The sequence below is a fragment of the Burkholderia cepacia genome, from assembly GCF_001718835.1.
Taxonomy (GTDB): domain Bacteria; phylum Pseudomonadota; class Gammaproteobacteria; order Burkholderiales; family Burkholderiaceae; genus Burkholderia; species Burkholderia cepacia_F.
Map to the genome: position 1 here is coordinate 2080309 of NZ_CP013444.1, position 20109 is coordinate 2100417.

Annotated in this window: 13 protein-coding genes and 1 pseudogene; 6 read left to right on the forward strand and 8 right to left on the reverse strand. The window is 67.1% G+C overall.

Annotated elements, in window-relative coordinates:
• Positions 1-156: 156 nt before the first annotated feature.
• A complete protein-coding gene (locus WT26_RS29225; RefSeq protein WP_069274588.1) occupies positions 157-969 on the forward strand; it encodes a multidrug ABC transporter ATPase in 813 nt (270 codons plus the stop codon).
• A 27-nt stretch (positions 970-996) separates the two neighbouring features.
• Here the strand turns inward: WT26_RS29225 and WT26_RS29230 are convergent, their stop codons facing one another.
• Positions 997-2148 carry an acyltransferase family protein gene (locus WT26_RS29230; protein ID WP_069274589.1) on the reverse strand — a complete coding sequence of 384 codons (1152 nt, stop codon included), beginning with the start codon at positions 2146-2148 and terminating at the stop codon, positions 997-999.
• Between the two features lie 254 nt (positions 2149-2402).
• On the opposite strand from WT26_RS29230, the gene pip reads away from it, so the two are divergent.
• Positions 2403-3335, forward strand: coding sequence for a prolyl aminopeptidase (gene pip, locus WT26_RS29235; RefSeq protein WP_069274590.1), 933 nt, complete (start codon positions 2403-2405; stop codon positions 3333-3335).
• Between the two features lie 40 nt (positions 3336-3375).
• On the opposite strand, the gene WT26_RS29240 is transcribed toward pip, so the two are convergent.
• The 7 genes and pseudogenes from WT26_RS29240 to WT26_RS37755 all read right to left on the reverse strand — a co-directional run bounded on the left by WT26_RS29240 (position 3376) and on the right by WT26_RS37755 (position 14416).
• A complete protein-coding gene (locus WT26_RS29240) occupies positions 3376-4401 on the reverse strand; it encodes a transglutaminase family protein (protein WP_069274591.1) in 1026 nt (341 codons plus the stop codon).
• Positions 4395-7011 (reverse strand): annotated as a pseudogene (locus WT26_RS29245) (circularly permuted type 2 ATP-grasp protein). Before WT26_RS29245 ends, WT26_RS29240 begins: the two are co-directional and overlap by 7 nt.
• A gap of 239 nt (positions 7012-7250) precedes the next feature.
• Complete coding sequence (locus WT26_RS29250; protein ID WP_069274592.1) at positions 7251-10664, reverse strand: DUF2126 domain-containing protein; 3414 nt, start codon at positions 10662-10664, stop codon at positions 7251-7253.
• Positions 10665-10760: 96 nt separating this feature from the next.
• Positions 10761-11750, reverse strand: a complete 990-nt coding sequence (locus WT26_RS29255) for a transglutaminase family protein (RefSeq protein ID WP_069274593.1) — start codon at positions 11748-11750, stop codon at positions 10761-10763.
• A gap of 8 nt (positions 11751-11758) precedes the next feature.
• Positions 11759-12700, reverse strand: coding sequence for an alpha-E domain-containing protein (locus WT26_RS29260; protein WP_059530174.1), 942 nt, complete (start codon positions 12698-12700; stop codon positions 11759-11761).
• A 64-nt stretch (positions 12701-12764) separates the two neighbouring features.
• Positions 12765-14180, reverse strand: coding sequence for a circularly permuted type 2 ATP-grasp protein (locus WT26_RS29265; RefSeq protein ID WP_069274594.1), 1416 nt, complete (start codon positions 14178-14180; stop codon positions 12765-12767).
• Positions 14177-14416, reverse strand: a complete 240-nt coding sequence (locus WT26_RS37755) for a hypothetical protein (RefSeq protein WP_155774707.1) — start codon at positions 14414-14416, stop codon at positions 14177-14179. Before WT26_RS37755 ends, WT26_RS29265 begins: the two co-directional genes overlap by 4 nt.
• A gap of 342 nt (positions 14417-14758) precedes the next feature.
• Between WT26_RS37755 and WT26_RS29270 the strand changes: the two genes are divergently transcribed.
• From WT26_RS29270 to pgaA, 4 genes are all read left to right on the forward strand, one after another.
• A complete protein-coding gene (locus tag WT26_RS29270) occupies positions 14759-15748 on the forward strand; it encodes a LysR substrate-binding domain-containing protein (RefSeq protein WP_069274595.1) in 990 nt (329 codons plus the stop codon).
• Positions 15749-16755: 1007 nt separating this feature from the next.
• On the forward strand, positions 16756-17175 hold the full coding sequence (locus tag WT26_RS29275) for a hypothetical protein (RefSeq protein ID WP_069274596.1): 420 nt from the start codon (positions 16756-16758) through the stop codon (positions 17173-17175).
• A 39-nt stretch (positions 17176-17214) separates the two neighbouring features.
• On the forward strand, positions 17215-17937 hold the full coding sequence (locus tag WT26_RS29280; RefSeq protein ID WP_069271379.1) for a hypothetical protein: 723 nt from the start codon (positions 17215-17217) through the stop codon (positions 17935-17937).
• Positions 17938-18110: 173 nt separating this feature from the next.
• On the forward strand, positions 18111-20108 hold the full coding sequence (pgaA, locus tag WT26_RS29285) for a poly-beta-1,6 N-acetyl-D-glucosamine export porin PgaA (protein ID WP_069275188.1): 1998 nt from the start codon (positions 18111-18113) through the stop codon (positions 20106-20108).
• The last annotated feature ends 1 nt before the right edge of the window (position 20109 follow it).

Genomic DNA, 20109 nt, shown 5'->3' on the forward strand with positions numbered 1-20109 from the left:
TCAAGTAGCGACGCGACCGAGGGAACATCCGTTATCCAAGGCGCACCGGACATTCGAACGTCCGCCTGAGCACGCGGTTGAACGACCGAAAGTGGCCGAACACCGACAGTCTGAGCCGCGTTCCCCCCGGTAATCCACGATGAACTTCTTTCAGCCATGACGACGCTCGTTCGCTTCGCCCCGTTGCTGGCGCTTGCCGCCGCTCCCCTCGCCCATGCCGCCGACGCTCAGCCTTGCGGCGACGACACGATCGCCGCCGTCGCCCGCTGGGCCGGCATCGCCGACTCGAGCATCGCCGCGCGTGCAACGAACCGGCTCGTCGTCGCGTCAGCGTGCAAGGTCATGCCGAATGCCCCCGAAACGACGATCGCGGCCATCGCGTTCGATTCGCTGCCGAAAAGCAAAAACCCGGACGAAAGCAACAAGCTGCAGGTCGTCGCGCTCGTCGAAGGCGGCAAAGTCGTGGCGGCCGACCGCTCGATCATCGAGGAAGACGCCGCCACGGAAGTCGGCCCGCACAGCTATCGCATCGATACGGCACCGTACCGGCTGTCGCCCGATGTGCGGGCGTTTGGCGTCGTCTTCACGAGCAGCGCCCGCGGTGCGAGCTGCCCCGACGCCGACGCCGAACACGAACTGACCCTGTGGATTCGCGAAGGCGCTCGCATCCGCCCGGTGTTCGGCGCCAATACCTACGGCTGGGTCAGCGTCGAAGGCGAGGCATGTAGCGCCAACTTCGGCGACGCACGCGCCGAGTCGGCCGACATGACGATCGCGGTCGAAAAAACGTCAAGTCATGGCTTCGCCGACCTGTCGATCACGGCCCATATCACGCAGACGCAACGCAAGGACAACGCGTATTCGGACACCGGCAAGCGAACCGCGCGCACGGTCGTCAGGTACGACGGCAAGTCGTATGGAATCGACATGTTCCGCACGTTCTGGTATCCGCGATCCGTGAGGAAGTGACGCGCAGATACCGGCGCACCGCCCCGCCTACTCCGCCACTTTCGGCCCGATGCCGTCGGACGGCGCCGGCATCCTCATCGCATCGCCTGCAGCACGCCGCCCCGCCCGCGCCGAATACCGGTCCTTCAGCCGCAGGAACGGCTTCTCGACGAGAAAGTAGCTGGCGGTGGCCGCCGCGAACGCTTCCAGGATGCCGAGCGGAAAGGCATGCGGGATCGGCAAATTCGGATTCGCGAACGGCTGCTGCCACAGATAGAGGCTGAACGAGATCGTGCCGACAAACACCATTGGCCTGGTTTGCAACAATCGCGAACACCATAAATCATTCCGAAAATTGAGCACGACGATCAGAACGCCGATCAATGCCGCTTCGATCGTCACGCCGTAAGTGATATTCCAGATTCCCCGCAGTTCCGATTCGATCACCGGCATCGCGAACAGCACGATGCAGACGATCGCGGTGACGATGCGCGACTCGCCGCGCCATGATCCTATCCACGTCTCCAGCCGCTGCCGGTTGAGCGCCACGTAGCAGCCGATCAGGATCGGATCGACGCCCGTGTGAAGCATCATCCCGAGTTGCCCGCGCAGCGCGGGCGCCACGAAATACGTGACGGCGCGCACGAGCGGCACGATCAGGATCAACGCAGCCAGCCAGCGCGTGTTGTTGCGCCGCGCGGCGAACAGCAGCAGCAGCGGCCAGAACCAGTAGAACTGTTCCTCGAGCGCGAGCGACCAGAAATGGCCGAGATACCACGCGCCATCCGGATGCAGCGCGGTGTCGGCGGTAAGTCCAAGCCCGACCGAATAGTTCCACAGATGCAGCGCGGCAAGCGCCCACTGGCGCGGACTGACGTCGATCCACCCCGCCACCGCCAGTAGCGCGACGACCGCGAGATAGACATAGCAGGCCGGCCAGATCCGCAGCGCGCGGCGCACATAGAACGACGTCAGCGCGATGCTCCCGGTACGCTTCAGTTCGCCCAGCAGCACGTTGGTGATCAGGAAGCCGCTCAGGACGAAGAAGATCAGCACGCCGAGCCGGCCGTCGGCGATCAGACGCAGCGGCGCGAGCCAGCCGGTATAGCCGCCGGGCGTGACGTGCTCCGCATGCCCGACGACGACCATCGCGACCGCGACGGCGCGCAACCCGGTAAGCTGCTGGACGCGATGTGTCATGGACTCGTTTCCATCGGAATGGCGAATGGCCGGTTTGTTGATTCGTGTTTCTGAATGGCGTACCGATATGTCGTCGCCAGTTTCGTCGAAAAATATCGAAATAAAATCTCTTAAAAAAAATGCCGACTTAAACGACACGCCATTCAGGTCGCACAACGGCCGGCCGCGGGCAACGCGGATTGGGCATAATGGAGAATCGCTACCGGCCTCGCTGCCACGGCAGCCGGGCGTCCTTCATTCCAGGGGGAAATTCCATGTACCCACCGATCGAACCCTACGCCCACGGCCATCTCGACACCGGCGACGGCCACCGCATCTACTGGGAGCGCTGCGGCAACCCCGCCGGCAAGCCCGCCGTGTTCCTGCACGGCGGCCCCGGCGCCGGCTGCAGCCCCGACCATCGCCGCCTGTTCGATCCGGAGCGCTACGACATCCTGCTGTTCGACCAGCGCGGCTGCGGACGCTCGACGCCGCATGCGAGCCTCGAGAACAACACGACGTGGCATCTGGTCGCCGACATCGAGCGCCTGCGCGAGATGGTCGGCGCGGAAAAGTGGCTCGTGTTCGGCGGCTCGTGGGGCAGCGCGCTGTCGATCGCGTATGCGGAAACACACCCGGAGCGCGTGAGCGCGCTGGTCGTGCGCGGCATCTTCACGATGCGTCGCGCGGAACTGCTGTGGTACTACCAGGAAGGCGCGTCGTGGCTGTTCCCCGACCTGTGGGAAGCCTTCCTCGCACCGATTCCGGAAGCCGAGCGCGGCGACCTGATGGCCGCCTACCATCGCCGGCTGACCGGCAGCGACGAAGCCGCGAAGCTCGAAGCCGCACGCGCATGGAGCATCTGGGAAGGCCGCACGATCACGCTGCTGCCCGACCCCGCACTCGCCGCCCACTTCGCGGACGGCCACTACGCACTCGCGTTCGCGCGGATCGAGAATCACTACTTCGTGAACCAGGGCTTCGTCGAGGAAGGCCAGTTGCTGCGGGACGCGCATCGCCTCGCCGGCATCCCGGGCGTGATCGTGCAGGGCCGCTACGACGTCGCGACGCCTGCCCGCACTGCATGGGAGCTGTCGAAGGCCTGGCCGGAGGCGACGTTCGAGATCGTGCCCGGCGCCGGGCATGCTTACAACGAGCCGGGGATCCTGGAAGCGCTGATCGCGGCCACGGACAGGTTCGCGAACTAGTCAGCCGGCAGGCGTCACCAGCACGCGAAACCCCGAACATTCACCCGTCGCCGTCCGCTTCCAGCGGCTCCACCGTCACACCGACCTTCAGCTCCTGATCCGCACCGCCGCCACGGATCACGCCGCGCAGCGGCGTCACGTCCGCGTAATCGCGGCCGATCGACAGCATCACGTAGTCGTCGCCCGGCGCGCGATCGTTGGTCGGATCGAGCTGCAGCCAGCCGTTGTCCTCGGGCCATGCCGGGTCGTACACGTCGACCCACGCATGCGACGCATCGGCGCCGATCAGCCGCGGCTGCCCGGGCGGCGGCTGCGTGAGCAGATAGCCGCTGACGTAACGCGCGGCGAGCCCGAGCGAGCGCAGCGCGCCGATCATCACGTGCGCGAAATCCTGGCACACGCCCTTGCGCAGACGCAGCGCATCGAGCGCCGACGTCGTGATGTCGGTGCTGTTCGGCGTATACGCGAAATCGGCATGCACGCGCCGCATCAGGTCCCACGCAGCCTGCACGAGCGGCCGCTGCGGCGTGAAGCTCGCGGCCGCATACGCGGCGAGTTCGGGGTCGCACGCGACATGCGGCGACGCGAACACGAATTCGCTCGCGGCGTCGTAAGGCTGTCCTGCGCGAAACCGCAGGCGGTCGCGCACGGCTTCCCACGCGGTCGCCTGCGCCGGGTCAGGTTGCGCGATGGCCGGCGGCGGCGCGCCGCGCGCACCGCGCGACCACACGGGCGGCGTCACGTGTACCGTGCTGCGGCTGCGCACGAGCAGCGCATCGTGCGGCAGGTTCAATGCGAACGACGCGCGCGCGTTGCCGAATGCATCGACCTCGGTACAGACCGATTCCGGCGCGGGATCGATGTCGAGCGCGAACGACAGCACTTGCTGGCGCGGCGTCGCGAGCGGTTGCAGTCGTGCCTGGTGCTGCGCCGATTCGACGCGCGCCGCGTAACGGTATTCGGTGTCGTGCGTGACGCGCAGCAACCGGCCGGCGACGGGCGCGGCAGGCGCCGCCGCGTCCGGTGCGGGCGGCGCCTTCGCCGCGGATTTGGTCGTCGTCACCATAACGTCCTGCCCGCCTCGCGTACGTGGCTGAAATAGCGCTCGCCGATCCGGTTCGACAGTTCCCAGACCGCCTTCGCCGTCGTGTCGAGGCGCTTCGAGCAGCGTGTCGTGTCGGCCGCCGTCGGTGGTTTCGCACAGCTCGTGCAGCGACCACGCGGGCACGTCCGGAATCGTCTCGGCCAGTTCGGACAGCGCATAGCCTTCGCTGCGCTCGACCTTCGTCAGCCGGCCGCGCAGCGCCTGCACGACCCAGCCGAGCGAGCGCGGATTGTCGGTATCGAGCACGACGAGCGACAGCAGCGGCGCGACATCGAAGCCGCGCTGGAAACGCGAGCGGAACGTGATCGTGCTGTCGAACAGCTCCAGCACCAGCTCGAAGCCGTCCTGCCGGTGCACCGCGCCTTCGTCGAACGCGCACTTCAGCACGCTGCACAGGAAGTCCAGCCGGTCGATCTGCCGGCCGATCGACAGCAGCCGCCAGCCGTCGTCGCGCGTCATGTTGTCGGTCTGCGCGCCCGTGATCGCGCCGAGCAGCAGGCCGAGGCGCTCCAGCAACTGCAGCGCGTCGTTGCCGATCTGCTCCTCGGCTTCCGGCTGGCCCGCGCTGTCCGCGAACAGCTGGGTGGCGTCGTCGATCAGCCGCCACTGGTCGCTCGACAGCCGTTCGCGGATCGCAGCAGCCGCGCCACGCATCCCGAACAGGCACGACGCGATGCCCGACGTGCGGTCGGCGCCGCGCGTCAGCGACGTCGCGAGCGCGTGCTGGAACGCACGCGGCGCATCGACGGCGTTCGGCGCATCGGCCGCGATCAGGCCCGTGTCGCGACACAGCGTGTCGAGCAGCTCCAGGTGCGCGGGGCTGTCGACGTCGTCCTCGCCGCGCAGCCGTTCGAGCGCCGCACGCGCGAGCCGCATCAGGTTGGTCGCGCGCTCGGTGTAACGGCCGAGCCAGAACAGGTTCTCGGCCGCGCGGCTCGCGATCGCGCGCGGCTGCGCGGTGGTCAGGTCGTCCGCGCTGAGGTGGGTCTGCAGCAGCGTCGTCGAATCGACGATGCCTTCGGTCATCACCCATGTATCGACGGTGCTGCCGCCGCGCGGCATCGGCGCATTGAACAGCGTGTCGCGCGTGCCGACCCGTGACAACCCGCCCGGCAGGAGCCGCCAGCGCTGCGCCCCGTCGGCGAGCGCGAAGACGCGCAGCAGCACCGGCTTCGGCACGATGCGCGCGCCGCCGTTGCCGTAGCCGTCGGGTGCATCGTGACGCGGCCAGGTCGGCGCCTGCGACAGCGGCAGGTCGGCCTGCACCGTGTAGTGCTCGGGCCGCGCGAGGATCCGCGCGCGCCACTCGGCCAGCTGCGCCTGCGTGAGCCGCGCACCGATCACCGGCTCGAACGCGCCGCCGGCCTGCACGTCCGGCGGGAACGACGGCTTGATGATGCAGCGCGCGAGTTGCGGCAACGCGTCGTCGCACGCGGCCGCCTCGCCGCACCACCACGAATGCACGGCCGGCAGCGTCAGCGTTTCACCGAGCAACCCTTCCGCGAGACGCGGCATGAAACCGAGCATCGCCGGCGATTCGAGGAAGCCCGAGCCCGGCGCGTTCGCGAGCAGCACGTTGCCCGCACGCACGGCCTGCAGCAGCCCCGGCACGCCGAGCATCGAATCGGGCCGCAGTTCGAGCGGATCGAGCCACGCGTCGTCGACGCGCCGCAGGATGCCGTGCACGGGTTCGAGGCCGCGCAGCGTCTTCAGGAATACGCGGTTGTCGCGCGCGGTCAGGTCGCCGCCTTCGACGAGCGTGAGGCCGAGATAGCGCGCGAGATACGCGTGCTCGAAATACGTCGCGCTGTGCGGCCCCGGCGTCAGCAGCACGATCCGTGAGTTCTTGCGGGCCGGGCTGAGCGCCTGCATGCTCTGCAGCAGCGCGCGGTACGCGGACGCGAGGCGTTGCACGCGCAGCCCGCGGAACCCGCGCGGAAAGAGCCGCGACACGATCAGCCGGTTTTCGAGCAGGTAGCCGAGGCCGGCCGCGCCCTGCGTGTGCTGCGCGACGATCCGCCACTGCCCGTCCGGGCCGCGCGCGAGATCGAACGCGACCACGTGCAGCCAGGTGTCGCCCGGCACGCTCGCGCCGCGCATCGCGCGCAGGTAGCCGGGGTGCCCGGTGACGAGCGCGGGCGGCAGCAGCCCGCGCTCGAGGATCGTCTGCGGCCCGTACAGGTCGGCCAGCGTCGCGTTGAGCAGCCGCACGCGCTGCAGCACGCCGCGCTCGATCGCCACCCAGTCCTCGGGCGTGACGATCAGCGGCAGCAGGTCGAGCGACCACGGGCCGGCCGCGCCGTCGCCGGCGCGCTGCTCGTGCAGCTGGTAGAACAGGCCGTTCTCGCGCATGCGCCGGTGCAGCGCATCGGCGCGGCGATCGAGGTCGGCCACGCCGTCGCTGCCGATCGACGTGAAGAAACTGCGCCATGCGGGCGCGAGCGCAGGCGCGTTCAGGCCGGCCGCGCTGCCGCGCAGTTCGTCGTAACGGCCGGCGGCCGCCGGCGCCGCGAGCGCGGCGGCCAGTTCCGCGGCATCCGGCTGCGCGCCGGTATCGAAAAGCGTGGGCATCGCGTCCGGGGCGGCGAGATGGTCTATGTCAATGGGCGGCACGGTGTCGTTCCGTCTTGAGTCAGGAGGCGCGAGTCAGCAGAAACGAACAGCAGGCGGCACGCGCACGCGCGTGCGCGACCGCGCTCTGCCCGCATCCTAGCATTCCGGCGGGGCCGCCATCGGCCGGCGCGCGCTGTCGTCCCGGTCGCCCCGGCCGTCCGCGCATCGTCATCAGGTCTCCTCCATGCATGCAGCGCTCAGGGCCGCCGCAGGTCTAGCGTGAACGGGAATTCGCGGCTCGGCGCGGCGGGCGCGACCTCCATCCGCCCCGGCGTATGCCCCATCTCGACGAAGCGTGCGAGCCGGCGGCTCTCGGCTTCGTAGGCATTGACCGGGAACGTCGCGTAGTTGCGCCCGCCCGGATGCGCGACGTGATAGCGGCAGCCGCCGAGCGAGCGCTGCAGCCACGTATCGACGATGTCGAACGTGAGCGGCGCGTGCACGCCGATGGTCGGATGCAGCGCGGACGGCGGCGACCACGCCTTGTAGCGCACACCCGCGACGTATTCGCCGACGGTGCCGGTCGGCTGCAGCGGCAACGCGCGGCCGTTGACGGTCACGACGTGGCGGTTGTCGTTCAGCCCCGTCACGCGCACTTCGAGCCGCTCGACCGACGAATCGACGTAGCGCACCGTGCCGCCGGGCGCCCCCTCCTCGCCCATCACGTGCCACGGTTCCAGCGCGCCGCGCAGCGACAGCTGCATGCCGTTCACCGCGATCTGGCCGAACAGCGGGAAGCGGAATTCGAAGTGCGGCGCGAACCACGCCGGATCGAACGCGAAACCGGCGTCGCGCAGCTCGGCCAGCACGTCGTCGAAATCCATCTGAAGAAACTCGGGCAGCATGAAGCGGTCATGCAGCGCGGTGCCCCAGCGCGTGAGCGGCGTCGTGTACGGCGCGGCCCAGAAACGCGCGACCAGCGCGCGCAGCAGCAACTGCTGCACGATGCTCATCCGCGCATGCGGCGGCATCTCGAACGCACGCAGTTCGAGCAGGCCGAGCCGGCCGGTCGACGAGTCGGGCGAATACAGCTTGTCGATACAGAATTCGCTGCGGTGCGTGTTGCCCGTCACGTCGATCAGCAGGTTGCGCAGCACGCGATCGACCAGCCACGGCGGCATGTCCTGCCCGAACAGGAGCTTGTTGCGCTGGATCTCGGCGAACGCGATGTCGAGCTCGTAGAGCTGGTCGTTGCGCGCCTCGTCGACGCGCGGCGCCTGGCTCGTCGGCCCGATGAACAACCCGGAGAACAGGTAGGACAGCGACGGATGGTTGTGCCAGTACGCGATCAGGCTCGCGAGCAGGTCCGGGCGGCGCAGGAACGGGCTGTCGGCCGGCGTCGCGCCGCCGAGCACGAAGTGGTTGCCGCCGCCGGTGCCGACGTGGCGGCCGTCGACCATGAACTTCTCGCTGCACAGCCGCGACTGCCACGCGGCGTCGTACAGGAACTCGGTGTGGTCGACGAGTTCGTCGAAGTTGCTGGCCGGATGGATGTTCACCTCGATCACGCCGGGATCGGGCGTGACCTGCAGCAGCTTCAGCCGCGCGTCGCGCGGCGGCGGATAGCCTTCCAGCACGAGCTTCACGCCCAGCGCGTGCGCGGTCAGCTCGATCGCGCCGAGCAGGTCGAGATAATCCTCGAGCGCGGCAAGCGGCGGCATGAACAGGTACAGGATGCCGTTGCGCACTTCGACGCACAGCGCGGTGCGCGTGATCCATGCGGCCGACTCGAAGCGCTCGGGAACGCGATTCGGGTCGCGTGCGGCAGGCCGACCGTTCCCGGCCGTGCCGTCGTCGCGCCACTGCATCACGGTCTGCGCGGACGCCTCGCGATGCACGCCGGACAGGTAGCGCGGCGCATCGGCCGGCCCCGCGTAGCGCGCGCGGATCACGGCGGCGTCCGGCAGCGCGTCGCGCGGCGCGAACGGATCGCGCTCGACGAGATACGGATAGTCGGCGCGGCTGGCCCACGGCAGCGAATCGAGCGGCAGCCGATACCCCATCGGCGAATCGCCGGGCACGAGGTACATCCGCTCGTCGCGGAAGAACCACGGGCCGGTCTGCCAGCGTGGGCCGTCGAGGCCGGGCGCATTGTCCGCGCGCTTGACCGGCAGCACGTAGCCGACCACGCTGTCGAGCTGCTGCTCGAACACCTTGCGCAGCCGCGCGCGTTCGAGCTCGTCGTCGAGGCGCGAGTCGAACGGGTCGACGTTGACCGGCAGCCGGCGCTCGCGCCACAGGTAGTACCAGACGTCCTCGTAGCCGGGCCGGATGAATTCGCCGGTCAGGTTCAGCCGCGCGGCCAGCGCGTCGATGAAGCGCTTCGCGTCGTCGGTCGTATACGCGGACGGCTCGCGTTCGTCGGCGAACAGCGACGGGTCATGCCACACGGGCTGGCCGTCGGCACGCCAGAAGATCGACAGTGCCCAGCGCGGCAACTGCTCGCCCGGATACCACTTGCCCTGGCCGAAATGCAGGAAGCCGCCGTCGCCGTATTCGGCGCGCAGCCGCTGCACGAGTTCGGTCGCGTAGCCGCGCTTGGTCGGGCCGAGCGCGTCGGTGTTCCATTCGGCGCCGTCGCGATCGTCGATCGACACGAAGGTCGGCTCGCCGCCCTGCGTGAGCCGCACGTCGCCGGCCGCCAGCGCGCCGTCGACCTGCGTGCCGAGCGCCAGCACGGCGTCCCATTGCGATTCCGTATACGGCTTCGTCACGCGCGGCGATTCGTACACGCGCGTCACGGTCATCTCGTGCTCGAACGACACCTCGCACTCGTCGATCAGCCCCTCGACCGGCGCGGCGCTCGTCGGCTGCGGCGTGCACGCCAGCGGAATGTGGCCTTCGCCCGCGAGCAGGCCCGAGGTCGGGTCGAAGCCGATCCAGCCGGCGCCCGGCAGGTACACCTCGCACCATGCATGCAGGTCGGTGAAGTCGACCGACGTGCCGCTCGGGCCGTCGAGCGACTTCACGTCGGGCGTGAGCTGGATCAGGTAGCCCGACACGAAACGCGCGGCGATGCCGAGATGGCGGCACAGCTGCACGAGCAGCCACGCGCTGTCGCGGCACGAGCCGGACGCCAGCTCGAGCGTCTGCTCGGGCGTCTGCACGCCCGGCTCCATCCGCACGAGATAACCGATGTCGCGCTGCAGTTGCTGGTTCAGCGCGACGAGGAAGTTCACGGTGCCGGCCGGCGTGCGATCGACGCCGTCGACGTACGCGCGGAACAGCGGCGCCGCGCTCGTCTGCGGATCGCACGCGAGATACGGCGCGAGCTCGGTCTTCAGCGCATCGTCATAGCTGAACGGGTATTGCTCCGCGCTCGCCTCCAGAAAGAAGTCGAACGGGTTGTACACCGACATCTCGGCGACGAGATCGATCGTGATCTCGAAGTGCTCGGTGCGCTCCGGAAACACGAGCCGCGCGAGATAGTTCGAGAACGGGTCCTGCTGCCAGTTGATGAAGTGCTGCGCGGGCTCGACCGTCATCGAGTACGCGAGGATCGGCGTCCGGCAGTGCGGCGCGGGCCGCAGCCGCACGACCTGCGGGCCGAGGTTGACGAGCCGGTCGTAGCGATAGCGGGTGGTGTGATGCAGCGCGACGTGGATGGACATGGCGAAGCGGCTCGGCTCAGGTTGGATCGGGCCGTCGCGCCGCGCCGGATCGGGCGCGGCGCAGCGGCGCGACGGGTTCGTCGGCTGACGTGCGCGTCAGACCAGTTCCGGCGACTGCACGACGCTGATCTCGACGCCGACGGCCGTCGCGCCGAGCCCCGTCACCGGCTGCGCGTCGCGATAGTCGAGGCCGACCGCGATGCGCACGTAACGCTCGTCGGGGCAGCGATTCATGAACGGATCGAACCCGACCCAGCCGAGCCCTTCGACATAGGCCTCGGCCCACGCATGGCCGGCCGGCTGCTGCATCAGCCCGGCCGCTTGCGGCTGCGCACCGAGCGCCGGCTGCGGCAGCCCCTGCGACTGCGACGCGTGCGCTTCATCGACGCGCTGGCCGAGCGCCTGCTGCATCCCGTCACCGCTTTGCAGCGCGACGGCTTCTTCCTCCTGCGCGCCGCCGCCGTGCTGCTTCGCGTCGGCGATGCGCTGCATCGCGCTGTCGGCCAGCACGTAGCCCGAGATATAGCGGGCGGGAATCTTCAGCACGCGCGCGGCCGCGATGAACGCATGCGCATGGTCGCGACTCGTGCCCTCGCCGCTTTGCAGCGCGGTTTCCGCATCGACGGGCGCGTCGGCGGCCAGGTTCGGCGCATACGCGATGCGGTCATGCACTTCCGTCATCAGCCAGTGCAGCGCGTCGAGGCTGCGCGGCTCGATCGGCAGCGCCTGCGTGAGCGCACGCACGGTGTCGCCCGCCTTCGTGAGCGCGGTCTCGCGCTCGAAGATCCACGGCGGCGCATAGCCTTCGGGATTCCCGAGAATGCCCGCGCGATCCTGCGTCTCGACGACGCCGGCCGCGACGACGACGATCTCGGCCTTCGCGCCGCGGTCGTGCCGCACGAGGTCGATCCGGTTGCCGAGCCCGTCGGCATAGGACAACGTCGGCTCGACGCCATCGATCGTGACCTGCCACGCGCGCACCGTCTGCCCGGGGCCCGACTGCGGGCGCAGCCGCAGCCGTTGCAGTGCGTGGGTGGCTTGATCGTCGAACTGATAACGCGAGATGTGTCGGATGGCGAGTCGCATGGCAAGTCTCAGTCGAAGTTGTAGGCCTGGGCGATTTCGAGCCCGAGGCTGTTGTTGCGGCCGATGAAGTCGGTCAGGAACTCGTGCAGGCCGCTCTTGAAGATCCGCTCGACCGACGTATCGGACAACATCTGCAGGATCTTCGCGGCCGTGTCGTGACACGGATGTGTCACGCCGTAATCCTTCGCGAGCAGGTTCAGGCTCGATACGACGCGCCCGTAGCAATAGCGCAGCGAACGCGGCATGCGGCCGTTCAGGATCAGGTAGTCGGCGATGTTCAGCGGCTTGTACTGCACGTCGTACACCCAGCGGTACGAACGGTGCGCGGCGACGCAGCGCAGGATCGTCTCCCACTGGTAGTTGTCGAGGATCGTGCCGACGTGCGACACCGACGGCAGCAGCAGGTGGTATTTCACGTCGATGATCCGCGCGGTGTTGTCCGCGCGCTCGACGAACGCGCCGATCTGCGCGAAATCGAAGATCTCGTTGCGCAGCATGGTGCTGTAGAAGCTGCCGAGGATCAGCGCGGTTTCGCGCTTCACCTGGTCGAGCACGGCCGGCAGTTCGCTTTCCGGCACCGGCTGCGCGAGCGCGCGGCGCAGCGCGAGCCATGCGCCGTTCACGCTCTCCCACGCCTCGCGCGTGAGCGCCGTGCGCACCATCCGCGCATTCGAGCGCGCGGCCTCGATGCACGACAGCACGCTCGACGGGTTGTCGCGGTCGCGCAGCAGGTAGTCGGTCACGGTATCGGCCGCATACGCGTCGTATTTCTGCCGGTAGCCTTCATCCGTGCCCGAGCTGACGAGCACCGACGACCATTCGGCCGGCGCGTCGGACGTGCGCGTGAGCGCCATCCGCAGCCCGGCATCGACGATGCGCGCGATGTTCTCCGCGCGCTCGATATAGCGGTACATCCAGTAGAGACCGCTTGCAGTACGTCCCAGAAGCATCTCGTGTCCACTCCGTCTTCGTTCGGTTCGCGCGCCGGCTCCGGCGCACGCGGTAGCATCCGGCTCAGTCGGCCAGCACCCAGGTGTCCTTGGTGCCGCCGCCCTGGCTCGAGTTGACGACGAGCGATCCCTCCTTCAGCGCGACCCGCGTGAGCCCGCCCGGGGTGATGCGGATCCGGTCCGACACCAGCACGAACGGCCGCAGGTCGACGTGGCGCGGCGCAAGGCCGGCGTCGGTCAGGATCGGCGTCGTGGACAGCGCGAGCGTCGGCTGCGCGATGTAGTTCGCGGGGCGTGCGCGCAGCTTCGCGGCGAACGCCTCGAGCTCGGCCTTCGACGCGCACGGCCCGACCAGCATCCCGTAGCCGCCCGAACCGTGCACTTCCTTCACGACCAGTTCGTCGAGATGGTCGAGCACGTACTTCAGGCTGTCGGCCTCGCCGCAGCGCCAGGTCGGCACGTTCTCCAGCAGCGCCTTGCGGCCCGTGTAGAACTCGACGATCTCCGGCATGTACGAGTAGATCGCCTTGTCGTCGGCGATGCCGGTGCCGGGCGCATTCGCGATCGTGATGTTGCCCGCGCGATAGACGTCCATGATCCCCGCGACGCCGAGCACCGAATCGGGTCGGAACGTGAGCGGATCGAGGAACGCGTCGTCGACGCGGCGATACAGCACGTCGATCGGCTGGAAACCTTCGGTCGTGCGCATTGCGACGCGGCCGTCGATCACCTGCAGGTCGCTGCCTTCGACGAGATGCACGCCCATCTGGTCGGCGAGGAACGAATGTTCGTAGTACGCGGAGTTGTGGATGCCGGGCGTGAGCACGGCGACGGTCGGGTTGTCGGCGTTGCCGCCCGGCGGGCATACGGCCGCGAGCGACTGGCGCAGCATCTGCGGATAGGTTTCGACCGGGCGCACCTTCACCTGCTGGAACAGCTCCGGGAAGAGCTGCATCATCGTCTCGCGGTTTTCCAGCATGTACGACACGCCGGACGGCGTGCGCGCGTTGTCTTCCAGCACGTAGAACGCGTTCTCGCCGGTGCGCACGATGTCGACGCCGATGATGTGCGTGTAAACGTTTCCGGGCGGCCGGAAGTCGATCATCTCCGGGATGAACGCTTCGTTGTGCGCGATCAGGTGCTTCGGCACGATGCCCGCGCGCACGATTTCCTGGCGATGGTAGATGTCGTCGAGGAAGGCGTTGAGCGCCATCACGCGCTGCTCGATGCCGAGCGACAGCCGATTCCACTCGCTCCCGGAAATAATGCGCGGGACGATGTCGAACGGAATCAGCCGCTCGGCGGCCTCCGCGTCGCCGTAGACGGCGAACGTGATGCCCGTCTTGCGGAACACGCCTTCCGCGTCATGGGCTTTCTGGGCGAGGCTCGCGGGATTCTGCGTGTCGAGCCACTGCTTCAGGCGCGCGTAAGGCGCCCTTACCATGTCGCCGGATTGCAGCATTTCATCGAATGGCTTCATCGATCTTTTCTCCATCGATCGTTTTCCCCGGCATTGCGCATGCCGGACCGGCGTAACGACTGCGTTGCAAGGAACGTGCCTTGCCATTCCCCGATTTCGCCGCGCCGCCGGCACGCTCCGGCGGCATGCCGCACCACGACGGTGCAGCGCGCGACGCGATTCGCGGCATCGGTGCGCCGCGTGTCACGATCATGGTTCTCCCGCGTGTCATCAATGTGCAATCTGCGGTGCAGCATTCGCGGCCGCTCCGGCGCGATGCCCCGCGCACCGGATTGCTGCATCGCGTCGGCGAGAGAGGCGGGCCGGCACGCACACGGCGCAACCGGCCCTGGGGGAAGTACCGTCCACGGCCAGCCGGCGGGTTCAGACGCGAGATGAACTAACCGGTTAGCCTTGTCCGGCATGACAACGTTATGCAGCCGTATTTATGGCGACAACGCCCATGCATATTTCGACTGACACCGATCGAAAAAAAACATCGGTATGCTCGACACGAGGCGCGGTACGCTAGAAGGTTCGTGCAGAAAACCCGCGCCGGCTTCGGCAAGCGCCCGACTATATAAAAGACGAAGATCGAAATGGAAGCAAAGTGGCTGGAAGATTTCCTGAGCCTTGCGGATACCAAGAGTTTTTCCCGGGCCGCACGTCACCGGCACCTCACGCAGTCGGCGTTCAGCCGACGAATCGCCGCGCTCGAAACGTGGATGGACGCGAAGCTGGTCGACCGGAGCATCAACCCGATCACGCTGACGCCGGCCGGCCAGATGTTCCGCGGGCTCGCCGCGGACATCCTGCGCAGCATGTATGCGGCGCGCAATCTCGTGAACGGCTACGACCAGTTCGCGGCCAGCGATCAGGTCGTGCGTTTCGCGGTCGCCCATACGCTCGTCTTCACGCTGTTTCCCGAATGGCTCAAGCAGCTCAACGGCGAAGTCGGCCACGTGACCGCACGCGTGAACGCGGTGAACGTGCCGGAAGGCGTGCAGCAGCTCGTCGAAGGGGAATGCGACCTGCTGCTCGGCTATCACCATCCGCAGTTGCCGATCGTGCTCGACCCGAACCACTTCCCGTTCGTCAGCCTCGGCGTCGAACGGATCCTGCCCGTATCGACGCCCGATGCGGCCGGCAAGCCCGTGTTCCAGCTGCCCGGCCGGCCGGGCGAGCCGTTGCCGCTGCTCGCGTATTCGTCGGGCGCATTCCTCGGCAACATCGTCGAGATGCTGCTGCTGAATGCAACCGAGCCGTACGTGCTGCACCGGTGCTTCGAGACGCACATGTCCGAGGCGTTGAAAGGCATGGTCGTGGCCGGGCACGGGATCGGCTGGCTGCCGGAAAGCTGCGTCGCGAAGGAGCTCGCGGAAGGCACGCTCGTGTGCGCGGGTTCCGGCGACTGGATCACCGAGCTCGAAATCCGCCTGTATCGGTCGGCCCGCAAGCGCGGGCTCGCGGCCGAGCAACTGTGGACGTACATCATGAACCGGCCGCGCGGCGCGGCGACGGCAACGGCCGCTCCGCCGGCGCCGGCGACGCGGGCCGCGAGACGGACTGCGAGCGGCGGCGGGCGGTAATGCAGGCCGGGCGGGTGCGGTGCCGTTGACCGGTTGCGCAGGGGAATATCGGCCCGCACCATTTCAAGCCAGCCTCTTCGTTGCGCTTCCATCAGGATGACGAATTTCCTGCCGGCCTGATCGCGCACGGCGCCCTGCCCGACTTGCCGCGCACCGAATTGGTCTGGCGATAGCACCTCCTCCTCGCGTTTCAGCGCGTCGCCTCCGGGACCATTCCCGGGATGCCGCGCCCACGCATGGGCAGGTTGCGTCGCCGCTCCCGGCCAATATTCAGTCGTAATCCGCTGCCAATAAGTAAATATCCCGTCGGCGTTAACACCGATGAGCCATTTCAAATGCCGAATATCAATCGGGCGCGAAAACCCCTTTTCCCGGACACGCCCGCCCCGTAGCCGCACGGGGATCTTTCACGAGATTTTCATTGAAATCACACAAATGCCATTTCGATATCACAAATGGAATACCCAATCATCAAAATCCCTCACCCTTGAAACCACGTCATTTATTCAACCAAACAACCAGGACCAAAAATACAATTCCACGCGCCAGCTCAAAACGCCCCCTTCCACATGACGGAAAATCTTCAATTGTCAGTCGTTATCAGTGATGCAAATTCACTCGCAACCCCATTAGCGGGCGCGGCCCCTCGAACATCCCGCGTCGCGCAATAAGGCAGACGGATGGGCGGCAAAATTTCCATTCGTCACGTCACGTCATCGGAACAAAGCGCGCGGCAACCTTCTTTCCATATTATGTTCTGCAAGTTGAAACGGCCACGCGAGGCAGCAATCCGGGGAGGTTTGTTTTTTCGGCCGTTATTGATCGCACGAAACCGCCGTCATTCCCATTTCAGATATTATGTTCCCGAACATCGCCACTTCCACGTCATGCACGGTATTTTATTAATCGACCCATGAAAGTGAATAGGCCGTTGGAAAATGGCGAATGGCCTTTGCGTTTTTTGTTCCGGAATGTATGCTTGCTATCAAACGCGAACGGAGGTCTCGATGTTATCTTCGTTTCGAAAGCACGCTGTTCCTGCTGCAGCCACTGCCGCTTCAATGCTTTGCATGGGCGTCGTGGCAATGGCCCAGACGGCCCCCGCGTCCGAGCCGGACACGCAGCGTTATGTGATTTCATACATCTGCGGTGACGCACGGATCGACGGCACGGCACCGCTTCCGCCCGACGGGCGTCCCTACAACCTGGGCGTGTCATTTGCTTCCGCCCAATCCGGCAATCCGCTCGTCAACGTTCAAGTGCGGCTGAGGCGCCACGGTCGCGTGCTCGTCGAATTCAACGCGACCGGGTCGCGCTGCCTGTTCAGCGTGCCCGACGCAAGTTACCGGATCGAGGGCACGTACCAGGGCGAAACGAAATTCGCGATCGTCGAAACAGGCGTGCTGAACACGCAACTGCGGTGGTAAGCGTTCCACCGGCAAAGGCATGGAATCGAGGAGCGATGCATGACCAGTGTGAATCGACAGCATATGCACTCCTCCGGCCATCCGAAACCGGGCTGGGGCCCGGGCAAGAACGCGGCGCTCAGCTTCGTGGCTTTTGCCGTGATTTTCGGCATATTCGCCTATGTCAAGCGGGATGTCGTCGACGAGGTTTCCACGGCATCGCACCAGGCATCCGGCGTGGTCGGCATATCAGTGAGGAGCACTGACAGGCCTGCTGTTGCATCGACGCCACCCACCGGCATGACGTCGCCGGTGACGATCGAAATCGAGCCGCAGGCCGCGCCGCGCGTCGACGCGCAGGCGACGGCACCGCCGCCCGTGCCCGCGCCCGCCCCACCTGTTGTCGCCGCGACCGACGCACATGCGGCGCATGCGGCACATGCGGCACATGCGGCACCGTCCGGCGGCGCCGTCAACGCAAGGCATGCCGGCATGCATCGCCAGCAGCATCAGCATCCACGGCCTCATGACGTTGCCAATACAAGGACACGCATGATTGTCACGGCAAGGCCGCATTCGTTCGGCGAAGACGGACACGCGCACACCGCAGGCGTCACGCACGAGGAGCTGGAGAGCGCACGTGCGCTCACGAAGGCGCGCTCGTGCGCGGTGCTCGAGCAATGGGGCTGTGTTGAACAGAACGCGAGCCGGGTGCTCGCCATCGACCCGCAGAACGGCGAATCGCGGGCACTGCTCGGGGAGGCCATCCGAAACCATCCTTGACGTTGTACTCGGGGAACCAGAATCACCAACAAACTCGACGGCAGATCGAGCGCATTGATCGGCGCACGACCGATCTAACCGTTTCGAAGTGAGGACACCCCGTGGCCAATATCAACAATCGCAGACTCACTGCCGTTCCGCGCAACCGGCGGATTCTTCTGCAGACGCCGCTCATGCTGCTGCTGGTTGCATCCGGTGCCTGCGTCGCCGCCGAAGGCGGAGCCGAGTCAAGCCAACCCCGCAACGTCGCCGAGGCGCAAGGCGCCCCGCGCGCGCAACCGGCCGACGCAGCAGCCGTGCGCGACGAAGTGTTCGGTCTCGCGTCGAGCGGCGGCGCGGTCAAGGCGCTCGACGAGGCGAAGTCCCGGCCCGACGTCTTTTCCGCATTCGATCTCGCGCGGCTCGAGGAACTGTCGATTCGCCAGCAGGTGCGCGGCGGACGCGACAAGTCGCGCTCGATGACGAGCCCCGACCGCTTCGACGGGATCGACAGCGCGCTGCGCGCGGCGGACGAGCTCAACGCGAAAATGCCGATCACGCCCGAGTATTCGCCGGTCAGGACGGCGCTCGCCGGCGACCGGACGGTCGCCTACGCCGCGCGCGGCGACATGAAAAAGGCGGTGGCGTCGTTCGAAACGATCCCGCCCGACGCGGAGATTTCGATCGATGCGCTGGCGGGCGCGGGCGACGCCTATCTGTACCTGGGTGAGCCGGGCAAGGCCGAGGCCGTCTATCGACGTGCGCTGACGCAGGCGAGCGCGTCGCCGACCGACCACGCGACGCGCGGCTTCCAGTACGGCGCGCGCACGCGCCCGATCGAATTGCGCGAGGGGCTGTTCTGGTCGTACGTCGACCAGGGACGCGCGGCCGATGCGAACCAGGTGCTCGAGGACATGGGCAAATCGCTGCCGCCGGCCGCTCAGGTTCGTCCACATGACCCGGCAACCGACGACTACCTGCGCTACTACCGGCTGCGCGCGCAGCTCCTGCTCAACACGGGCAGGACCGAGGAAGGGATTGCCGAGCTGGAAAAGCTCGAGAAGGAAGTGCCGTTCAACGCGGAAGTCCGTGCCGCGCATGCCGACGCGGTCTCGGGCCAGTCGCATCCGCGCCAGGCGATCGCGATGTATCGCGCGTCGCTGACCGACCACCCGGACAGCGTCGAGATGCTCGCGGGGCTCGGCCGCGCATCGCTCACGGCAGACGACTATGAAGCCGCGCGCAAGATCGACCAGACCCTGGGCAACACGTTCCCGGACAGCGGCGCCGTGCGCGGGTTCAAGCGCGACTACAAGGCCTACCGCAGCCCCGTGTTCACGACCGACCTGAGCTTCGAGCACGGCAACAGCGCACTGGCCGACAACAGCTTCACGTCGGACAGCTATGTGTATTCGCAACCGTTCGGCGACAACTGGCGTGTCTTCTCGCATACGTTCTTCGGCCATGCCCAAACCGACAGCGGCAATGTCAGCCGCACACGCACGGGCGTCGGCGGCGACTACCGGCACGGCCCGCTCACCGTGCAGGGCGAAGTCACGCGCTCGTTCGGCGCGGACGGCCGAACCGGCGGCCGCGGTTCCGTCAGCTACAACTTCGACGATTACTGGTCGGTGGCAGCCGGGCTCGACACCAACGACAACTCGCTGCCGTGGAAGGCGTATGCCGCGCACATCTGGGGCCGCTCCGCGAACGTCTCGGTCGTGTATCGCCAGAACGACCGCCGCGAAGTCAAGCTGAGCTACGGCGTGAGCCGCTACAGCGATTCGAACCTGCACCAGGAAATTTCCGCGACGGGCACGCAGCGCGTGTACACGTCCGCGAACCAGATCGTCAACGTGTCGCTGGATCTCGGCACCGACAGCAACACGCGGCAGGACGCGCCCTACTTCAGCCCGGGCCGCGACTATGCTGCCGCGGCGACCGTCATGCATCAATGGCTGGCCTGGAAGAAGAGCGACATGTCGATGCGGCAGCGCATCTCCGCTTCCGGCGGCGCATACAACCAGAGAGGATTCGGCACGAGCCCGCTGTGGACCGCGCGCCTCGAGCACGCGTGGACGTTCAAGCACGACATCACGCTGACCTACGGCGTCGAAGTCAGCAGTCATGCGTACGACGGCCAGCGCGAGCGCTCCGAAACCGGCTTCCTGTCGGTCAACCTGCCGTTCTAGA

Bases quoted from the DNA above. Each gene is read 5' to 3' on its own strand.
- WT26_RS29225 (WP_069274588.1), top strand. From the start codon at position 157: ATGACGACGCTCGTTCGCTTCGCCCCGTTGCTGGCGCTTGCCGCCGCT.
- WT26_RS29230 (WP_069274589.1), bottom strand. From the start codon at position 2,148: ATGACACATCGCGTCCAGCAGCTTACCGGGTTGCGCGCCGTCGCGGTC.
- pip (WP_069274590.1), top strand. From the start codon at position 2,403: ATGTACCCACCGATCGAACCCTACGCCCACGGCCATCTCGACACCGGC.
- WT26_RS29240 (WP_069274591.1), bottom strand. From the start codon at position 4,401: ATGGTGACGACGACCAAATCCGCGGCGAAGGCGCCGCCCGCACCGGAC.
- WT26_RS29250 (WP_069274592.1), bottom strand. From the start codon at position 10,664: ATGTCCATCCACGTCGCGCTGCATCACACCACCCGCTATCGCTACGAC.
- WT26_RS29255 (WP_069274593.1), bottom strand. From the start codon at position 11,750: ATGCGACTCGCCATCCGACACATCTCGCGTTATCAGTTCGACGATCAA.
- WT26_RS29260 (WP_059530174.1), bottom strand. From the start codon at position 12,700: ATGCTTCTGGGACGTACTGCAAGCGGTCTCTACTGGATGTACCGCTAT.
- WT26_RS29265 (WP_069274594.1), bottom strand. From the start codon at position 14,180: ATGAAGCCATTCGATGAAATGCTGCAATCCGGCGACATGGTAAGGGCG.
- WT26_RS37755 (WP_155774707.1), bottom strand. From the start codon at position 14,416: ATGCTGCACCGCAGATTGCACATTGATGACACGCGGGAGAACCATGAT.
- WT26_RS29270 (WP_069274595.1), top strand. From the start codon at position 14,759: ATGGAAGCAAAGTGGCTGGAAGATTTCCTGAGCCTTGCGGATACCAAG.
- WT26_RS29275 (WP_069274596.1), top strand. From the start codon at position 16,756: ATGTTATCTTCGTTTCGAAAGCACGCTGTTCCTGCTGCAGCCACTGCC.
- WT26_RS29280 (WP_069271379.1), top strand. From the start codon at position 17,215: ATGACCAGTGTGAATCGACAGCATATGCACTCCTCCGGCCATCCGAAA.
- pgaA (WP_069275188.1), top strand. From the start codon at position 18,111: ATGCTGCTGCTGGTTGCATCCGGTGCCTGCGTCGCCGCCGAAGGCGGA.